The sequence below is a fragment of the Rhodococcoides kyotonense genome, assembly GCF_900188125.1.
Lineage (GTDB): Bacteria > Actinomycetota > Actinomycetes > Mycobacteriales > Mycobacteriaceae > Rhodococcoides > Rhodococcoides kyotonense.
On the sequence record NZ_FZOW01000009.1, the window covers coordinates 258,666 to 267,329 of the forward strand.

Sequence of the window (8,664 nt, forward strand, 5' to 3'; positions counted from 1 at the left end):
TCGGCAGTGCCTCTCGACGGAGGCGGAATCGTTACCTGGAACACACTGCTCCGAGGCCCGCCTTCTGCCCATCCCCCGAAAGAGGGAACTGTGTCAGCGATCACGATTTCGGCTGTCAGAGACCCTCCGCGGCCGCTACCTTGTGGACAGCTCAATCATCGGTCTGACCATAAGAATGCGGAGGCGACAGTGGCGCCAGGTGTCTACTCGTTCGATCACGACCACGCGGTTCCGGCGCGTGAGCTCGGTGAACTGCTCGGCGGCAAGGGTGCAGGTCTCGCTGAGATGACTGCTGCGCTGGGCTTCAGTGTTCCACCCGGCTTCACGATTTCGCTGCCGGTGTGCCGGGAGTACCTCGCAACCGGCTGGCCGACGAATCTCGACGACGAGCTCGACCGACATGTGCGTCGTCTCGGCGATCTGATGGGCCGACAGCTCGGTGACGCAGAAGATCCACTGCTCGTGGCGGTTCGCAGCGGCGCTCCGGTGTCGATGCCAGGCATGCTCGACACCGTTCTCAACCTCGGCCTGAACGACGACACCGTAGAAGGACTCGCGCGACGCAGTGGCGACGAATGGTTCGCATGGGACAGCTACCGACGGTTCGTGACGATGTATGCGACCACGGTCATGGGCGTCGACGCCGACGCGCTTCCGCGGAACGACCTGCCTGCGGACGCGCCCGGGCTCCGTGCCGCCGTTGTATCGCTGAAGTCCGCCGTCGAGGCTCTCGCGGGCAGGCCCGTTCCCCATGACCCCGTGCAGCAACTGCGCGAAGCGATCGAGGCGGTCTTCCTGTCGTGGGGTTCCGACCGAGCGCGCGCGTACCGGGCACACGAGTCGATCGACGGTGATCTCGGTACCGGATGCAACGTTCAGGCGATGGTGTTCGGAAACCGAGGACCGTCGTCGGGCACCGGCGTCGTGTTCACCCGCAACCCGGCGACAGGCGAAGCACGACCCTACGGCGACTATCTCCCGAAAGCACAGGGTGAGGACGTCGTCGCAGGTAGCGCCCGGACCATGCCGATCGCGTCGATGGCCGAATACCAGCCCGAGGCGTACGCAGCTCTGACCGCTGCACTCAGGAAGCTCGAGGTGCACTACCGGGACATCTGCGATGTGGAGTTCACTGTGGAGGAGGGCAAACTCTGGCTGCTCCAGACCCGAATCGGTAAGCGCGGCGCAGTCGCCGCCGTCCGTATCGCTGTCGATCTCACCTCGGACCCGGACGTCGCATTGACTGTCGACGAGGCCCTCGCCAGGGTCTCTCCGACGCTGCGAGCCAAAGCACGCACCGAGATCGCCTCTCGCTCCGGCACATCCGGGCACGACGACGATCTACTCGCAACCGGCCTCGGGGCGTCGCCCGGTCGTGTCACCGGCCGCGTGGTCCTCAGCGCCGAGGATGCGATCTGCGCCGACGACGACGTCGTATTGGTCCGCACGTGCACAAGCCCCGAGGACGTGGCAGGAATGGCCGCCTCGGTCGGAATCCTCACGACGAAGGGCGGATTGGTCAGCCACGCGGCCGTCGTCGCACGAGGATGGGGAGTTCCTGCCGTCGTAGGAGCCGACACCCTGACGATCGTCGGCGACGAAATCCGTTCCACCGACGGCATGATCGTTCGAGCAGGTGACGTCGTCACCATCGACGGCGCATCCGGTGCAGTATGGCGCGGAGAGGTCGCGCACACCGACTCGGTCGACGACCTCGTTGCCGACGAGCTCCCTCATCTCCTTCGCATCGAGAAGTGGGCACTCGAGCACGAGGTCTCGCCCGCATGAATACCGAATCGCCTGCGCACGTAGTGATCGTCGGCGCATCTCTTGCGGGGTTACGCGCTGTCGAGACCGCGCGCGACTCCGGCTTCAAGGGCCGGATCACGCTGATCGGAGAGGAACCGCACCTCCCCTACGACAGGCCGCCCCTGTCGAAGGAGTTCCTTCAGGAGGGCCCACCGACAACCGCGCATCACCTACCCGAGGTGGACACCCTCGTCGACGATCCGAACATCGATCTCGCCCTGGGCACTCGAGCTACCGGTATGGACGCCTCGAATCACCTGATCCGAACATCGGACGGATTCGAAATCCTGTACGACGCAGCACTGATCGCAACAGGTGTACGTGCACGCGTCCTGCCGGGTTCCGATCGACTCGCCGGCGTGCACGTCCTGCGCACTCTCGACGACGCAGGTGCGATCCGAGCCGGACTCGACGCCGGTGCACGCGTCGTCGTGATCGGCGGCGGATTCATCGGCGCCGAAGTGGCATCGGCAGCAGCCCGACGCGGCCGCCCTGCCGTTGTCGTCGAAGCAGCCGCGACACCGTTGGTACGCGCAGTCGGAACGACAGCAGGCGCGGCATTGGCGGGTCTGCATGCCCGCCACGGAACCGAACTCCACTGCGGAGTCGGTGTCACAGCGCTGCTGGGAAACTCGCGTGTCGAAGCCGTCGCGCTCGACGACGGGTCCGAGATACCCGCCGATCTCGTGGTCGTCGGGATCGGCGCGGACCCCGCTACCGACTGGCTGCGGGGCAGCGGACTCACGCTGGACAACGGCGTCGTGTGCAACGAGAACATGTATGCAGGTGACGACGTATGGGCTGCAGGAGATGTCGCCCGTTGGAACAATCCGCTGTTCGGACGACACATGCGACTCGAACACTGGACGAACGCAGGCGAACAAGCCGTACACGCGATGACCAACCTGCTCGATCCGCTCGAAGCGACCGCATACCAGCACGTGCCGTACTTCTGGTCCGACTGGTACGGACGTCGCATCCAGTTCGCAGGCCTTCCGATCGGCGAACCCACAGTTGTCAGTGGCGCTTTCGACGGCGACGAGTTCGTCGCTCTGTACCGCGAAGACGATCGGCTCGTCGGAGTGCTGACCCTCGATCGCCGCGGCGACATCATGAAGTACCGCACCCGCATCGCACGGGGCGCCGATTGGGAGTCGGCCCTCGAGATTGCCCGCAAGCGCAACAAGTCGGTGTCGCATGCCTGATCATTCGAGGAGCGATTCGATGCAGATCCATGACGACGTGTTCGTCGGCGGCCGCTGGAAACGTTCGCACTCGTCGTCGTACACCGACATCGTGAACCCTGCGACCGAGGAGATCTGGGCGCGGGTGCCCGACGGCGACGGTCGCGACATCGACGACGCCGTCGCCGCCGCGCGGTCGGCGTTGCCGTCCTGGAGGTCCACCTCGCCGTCGGACAGGGCAGCTGCAATCGTGCGCCTGGCCGACGAAATCGAATGTCGCAGTGCCGAATTCACCCGTCTTATCACCACCGAGAACGGAACTCCGATCGCTGAGAGCGGATCCGCGCCCGCGCACGGCGCGGCGCATCTGCGATTGACCGCCGGTCTCGCGAACCTACTGGCTTCCGACGATATTCGACCGAATCCGTTGGCCGCAGGACGATCACGTGTTCGCCGTGTTCCCGTAGGAGTCGCTGGATTGATCACCCCGTGGAACTTTCCGTTGGGCCTGGTCATCATCAAGCTCGGACCGGCTCTGCTCGCCGGTTGCACGGTGGTGATCAAGCCTGCGCCCGAAACCCCGATGGCGACGCGTCTGCTCATGAATGCCGTTGCTGCAGCGGGTTTCCCGGATGGTGTCGTCAATCTCGTCACCGGCGGCACCCGCGCAGGAAATGCACTCGTCGAGCACCCCGGCGTCGACAAGATTTCGTTCACCGGCTCGACTTCGGTGGGGCGCTCGATCGGCCAGGCATGTGGATACCGACTCCGGCCGGTCACCCTCGAACTGGGCGGGAAATCACCCGCTCTCGTCTTGGACGACGTCGATACGGGCGTCTTGGCCGCAAACGTGCTGAAGGTCGCGATGCGCAACACGGGTCAGACATGCAAGGCCTGCACTCGACTGCTCGTGCCTGCATCGAGGCACGACGAACTGGCCGGACTCGCCGCGGACGTCGTCGCAGCGGCACCGATGGGTGATCCGTTCGACCCGAGTACGTTCTTCGGACCGCTCGTCTCGGCACGCCAACGTGACCGTGTCGCAGGGTATCTCGACATCGGCCACGCTCAGGGAGCAAAAGCGGTGACCGGAGGAAGCGTGTCGTCGCGCTTCGATCGCGGCTACTACGTGGAGCCGACGGTGTTCAAGGACGTGACGCCCGACATGACGATCGCCGCCGAGGAGATCTTCGGACCGGTTCTCGTCGTCATCCCGTACACCGACCTCGACGAGGCGGTGGCCATCGCCAATGATTCCCCGTACGGGCTCGCGGCCACGGTCTTCGGCGCTGACATCGAACGGGCGAGTGCGGTAGCCGAACGACTCGAGACGGGCAACGTCGGTATCAACCATTACGGGTCGAACGCAGCGGCACCGTTCGGAGGTCACAAGGACAGCGGAATCGGCACCGAGTTCGGCCCCGAAGGGCTTGCCGCCTACCTGCAGTACACCTCTGTCCACTACCCGTCCTGACCGAAAGAAGACGATGAGAGCAGCAGTCATGTGGGGGCCGGGAAAGCCCTTCGAAGTTCAGGAGATCGAGATCTCTGCGCCCGGCCCGGGTGAAGTGAAGGTCGCTTTGCACAGCTGTGGGGTGTGCGCCTCGGATCTGTCGTTGACGACCAAGTTCGGTCAGCCCACACCCGTGGTCCTCGGGCACGAAGGGGCAGGAGTCGTCGTCGGCATCGGCGACGGCGTCCAATCTGTCGCGCTGGGCGATCACGTGGTGCTGGTGTGGGTTCCGCCGTGCGGTCGGTGCGTTCCCTGCCGTCGCGGTGACGACTACCTCTGCGCCAACCGACGATCATCGGCGGATGCGCGCGCGGGCAAGGGTTCACCGCGTCCTTCCCCTTTGAGTGTCGACGGCACGACAATTCACCAAGGGATGGCGACGTCGACGTTCGCCGAGGAGACAGTGGTCCCGGCCAACGCTGTCGTGCGCATCGACGACGACGTGCCCTTCCCGGTCGCCGCCATGATGGGATGCGCAGTGCCGACCGGCGTCGGATCGGCACTGCGCAGTGCACGAGTGCAACCGGGTGACAACGTCGCGGTGATCGGCTGCGGCGCAGTGGGACTCAACGCGATCATGGGCGCAGTCGTCGCCGGAGCTGCACGGGTGATCGCCGTCGATCCAATGGAATCGAGACGCGCACGCGCAGGCCGCGTCGGCGCTACCGAATCGATGGACCCGACAGACCTCGATCAGCTGGCGAATCTCGATGTCGTCATCGACGCCGTCGGGCAACCGCCGACAGTGCAGGCCGCATGGAAAGCAGTTCGCCGCGGCGGCACCGTCACGGTTGTCGGCGCCGGTCGGCCCGACCAGGTCGTCGAGATCGACGCCTACGAGCTCTTCCACGACGACAAACGCATCACCGGCAGCTTCCACGGCGGGATCAGCATGCACCGTGACCTGTCGATGCTCGTCGGGCTCTGGCGCACCGGCCGACTCCCGATCGAGGAACTCATCGATGACACGAAAGACCTCAATTCCATCAACGAAGTAGTGGACGCACAACAGAGCGGCGCCGCACTTCGCGTGGTTCTCACTCCCCGACGCTGAACGAACGAAAGGACACACATGGGAATTCGACTACTCGACCACGGCTACGAGCGTCGACACATCTTTTTCGACGGCTCTGCGCACCCCGACGTACGCGAGTCGCTTGCATATCTGCTGCCGCTACCGCAGCTGAAGATGGGCGTCATCTTCTACACCTGGGTTCACGCACTCGGTGAGAACGGCAAGGGCCGTGCGGGTTCCGCTGCCATCGTCTTCGGTGAAGGCGTCGGCGAGACCGTGTTCGAAGTCCACGACCACATCGGTGTACCCGACGAGATGAGTTTCGACGACTGGAGAGTGGGACCCGCGAGGCTGTCACTGTCCGACGACATGATGAAGTCGTCGATCGGATTCGAGGGCAAGCGAGTGTCCTTCGACTACGACTGGGTGGGAGAAAACCCGTCGTTCGGCTTCGGTGTCAATCGAAACGGTTGTCCCCAGTGGCTTGCCTGGGACCGCACCGAGCAAGGCGGCCACGTCGTCGGCAGCATCACCGTCGACGGTGTGCGGCACGAGATCGACGGCCTTGCGCACCGCGACCACTCATGGGGAATGCGCGATTGGGGCGGTGCAACACACTGGAAGTGGTGGAACATTCTTACCGAGGCCGGGACCGCGATCCACGCGATGGAACTTCAGTACTTCGGCAAGACGACATTGCACGGCTACGTCCAGAAGGACGGCGTCATCGCGACGATTCTCGACATGGACGCGGACATCACGTTCGACGAACGATTCGTCCATACCGGCATCTCGGCGACGATCCACGACGACGAAGGGCGCACGACCGAGGTCACATGCAGGCAGGGCGGCGATCTGCAGTGGCCGGTGAGCCCAAGGTTGTGGATTCACGAAGCCGCCATGCACACCACGGTGGACGGAGTCGACGGCGTTGGGTACCTCGAATGCGCATGGTCGCCCGAATACATCGCACACCACCGCACGGACGGCGTAGGCGTCGGTGAGAGAACCGAACTCACCCTGGATCACGACTAAAAGGAACGAGCGATGACGTACACCACCAGAGAAGAATTCGAGACCTTGCATGCCGTGCGAATCCGAGGGATGGCACAGCCGGAGGGGGTCGCCGAAGGTATCGGATCCTCGACCGATTCGGTTCGGCTCGTGCTCGACGACGCCGTCGCTCGCGGACTTGCCAAGTCACGCACCGGCGGTCGCGTTCAGGGATACACGCTGACCCCCGACGGCAGAACCCGTCATGAGCATCTGTTGGCCGAACACGTCACGACCGAGGAACGTGAAGGTCTATCGGAGGCCTACGAGGCATTCCTCGCCCCCAATCGCGCGTTCAAGGCAGTGACGACGAAGTGGCAGACGGAGGCCGAAGGCGACATCACCGTCGTCGAGGCGGATCTGCTCGAACTTCACCGAGTCATCGGTGACGTACTGTCGACCGCCGCGTCCGCCGCACCGCGGATGAAGTTCTATCAACCGCGATTCGAGAATGCGCTGACCGCATTTCGCGGTGGGGACACGTCCGCCCTCGCGAGGCCGATGTCGGGTTCGTACCACGACGTATGGATGGAACTGCACGAGGATTTGATCCTCAGTCTCGGTCGAGTGAGGTCCGACCACGACGAGTAACACGGGGGTCACTCATTCTGGGTGAACCCCGTCATCTCATAGGGGAACCCACGCCGGCCGCCATACATCGACGAGGTCTCGCCAGCCACCCCCAAGCATACAGCGGACTGGCACCAGCCACTTGATTCGGGACCACCGAATCAAGTGGCTTCATCCGCTCAGGTCCATTCGCCCGTCCGGCGCTGATTTCGAACATTCGATGAGTCCACATGGACCCGACGATTCCCCGGATTCCGACCCAGCGGGAAACGAGTAATGACACGCTCGCGGCACGCAGACGAAAAAAGCGGCCTCGGAACTTTCCGAGACCGCCGCTGACCTGCTCTTATATGTCGGGCTGACAGGATTTGAACCTGCGACCACTTGACCCCCAGCTACATGCAAGGGGTTCCCGTGGGTCCAGCTGGAACCACGAAACCAGGCCTGAGCAGGCACGAGCGTCCAGCGAGGTACACACAGATCCGTACCCGATCGCACCGAGTTGTGACAACCTCGTGACACCCAGAAACTACGAAAACGCGCGCACTTGACTCCCCCACCAACACTCAGCCGCCGCACCACCACTCGGGTTCGGCGTGAGAGCGGGTTCAGTACACACCGTGACCGTCCGCCCCCGTACACACGTCCAACGGCTAACCTCCGGCAAACTGCCGAACTCGAACCGAAACCCGCTGTGCCACTTGACCAGAATCAAGCGCGACCAGTCCACAACAGACACCGCACTCTTCCGGCCCTCAGGATCGTACAAACCGGTCCAACGAAGTCCACACACTTTCAACCCAATACGTCTCCGAATCTGGATCCCCGCTGTCGCCGAGCCCATACCCGACGATCACGTGTGACACCAAGGCGTCAGCGACGTCGCAACGGCAGACGCAGCAACCATCCACATAACGCGTTGCGTCAATAACGCCACACGTTATACCATCGAGGATGTGCTGCAGTCCTTCGCCACAGAATTCCCATTGGTCAATCGCGTCGTAGCGGCGTCGATTCTGAACGTGACGAGCGGGAACGGCGTGTTAGTGGCCGACGTATCCCCTGTCGCTGCCGTCACGATCCTTGTCATTGAGGATTCTGATAATTTCTTTGACCATCGGAATTTCATCTTTCAATAGATCAAGCAATTTATTCTCGCCTGCTATCGCTTCCTTGTCCGTTCGCCGCTCGGGGTGCTTGTTGTGGAGTGCAGCGTGGAACCATTCAGTCCGGATGATAAAAGCCCAAGAGCCCACCCGAGACACCTTGCTTCGCGATTTGTTGTCAGACAGTCGCACCGCCAGCGGCTTTAGCGTGTTCTGCATGCGATCGAGGCTGGCGGGCAGTGACGTGTCCTTGAACCGACCGTGTTCCAGAGCGCTCTAGGCATCCTCGTAGAGCCTCAGTAGCTCTTCAAGATCATTGTGAACCGTCTCGGGTTTGATGCCGCTTCGTCCTTTGTGAAGGATGAAGCACATGTCGAAGCGTTACCCGCCCGAGCAACGTGAGCGAGCAGTGAA

The 8,664-nt window shown here is 63.2% G+C and carries 7 protein-coding genes; 6 read left to right on the forward strand and 1 reads right to left on the reverse strand.

Annotation, left to right across the window (positions count from 1 at the left end):
* Positions 1 to 189: 189 nt before the first annotated feature.
* Genes CHB96_RS16950 through CHB96_RS16975 form a run of 6 tightly spaced genes read left to right on the forward strand, consistent with a single transcriptional unit; the run spans position 190 to position 7,165 of the window.
* Complete coding sequence (locus CHB96_RS16950) at positions 190 to 1,788, forward strand: pyruvate, phosphate dikinase (RefSeq protein ID WP_089248260.1); 1,599 nt, start codon at positions 190 to 192, stop codon at positions 1,786 to 1,788.
* The gene (locus tag CHB96_RS16955) at positions 1,785 to 3,014 is read left to right on the forward strand and encodes an NAD(P)/FAD-dependent oxidoreductase (RefSeq protein ID WP_089248262.1); all 1,230 of its coding nucleotides are present in this window, start codon (positions 1,785 to 1,787) and stop codon (positions 3,012 to 3,014) included. The genes CHB96_RS16950 and CHB96_RS16955 overlap by 4 nt, the downstream gene beginning before the upstream one ends.
* A gap of 19 nt (positions 3,015 to 3,033) precedes the next feature.
* Positions 3,034 to 4,467: an aldehyde dehydrogenase gene (locus tag CHB96_RS16960; RefSeq protein ID WP_089248359.1), complete on the forward strand. Its 1,434-nt coding sequence runs from the start codon at positions 3,034 to 3,036 to the stop codon at positions 4,465 to 4,467.
* A gap of 13 nt (positions 4,468 to 4,480) precedes the next feature.
* The gene (locus CHB96_RS16965; protein ID WP_089248264.1) at positions 4,481 to 5,560 is read left to right on the forward strand and encodes an alcohol dehydrogenase catalytic domain-containing protein; all 1,080 of its coding nucleotides are present in this window, start codon (positions 4,481 to 4,483) and stop codon (positions 5,558 to 5,560) included.
* Between the two features lie 18 nt (positions 5,561 to 5,578).
* Positions 5,579 to 6,556 (forward strand): DUF7064 domain-containing protein, encoded by a 978-nt coding sequence (locus CHB96_RS16970; protein WP_089248266.1) that lies wholly within the window; start codon positions 5,579 to 5,581, stop codon positions 6,554 to 6,556.
* Between the two features lie 12 nt (positions 6,557 to 6,568).
* Positions 6,569 to 7,165, forward strand: coding sequence for a hypothetical protein (locus tag CHB96_RS16975; RefSeq protein WP_089248268.1), 597 nt, complete (start codon positions 6,569 to 6,571; stop codon positions 7,163 to 7,165).
* Positions 7,166 to 8,187: 1,022 nt separating this feature from the next.
* Here CHB96_RS16975 and CHB96_RS16980 read toward each other — a convergent pair.
* Positions 8,188 to 8,469 carry a hypothetical protein gene (locus tag CHB96_RS16980; RefSeq protein ID WP_089248270.1) on the reverse strand — a complete coding sequence of 94 codons (282 nt, stop codon included), beginning with the start codon at positions 8,467 to 8,469 and terminating at the stop codon, positions 8,188 to 8,190.
* Positions 8,470 to 8,664 lie beyond the last annotated feature (195 nt).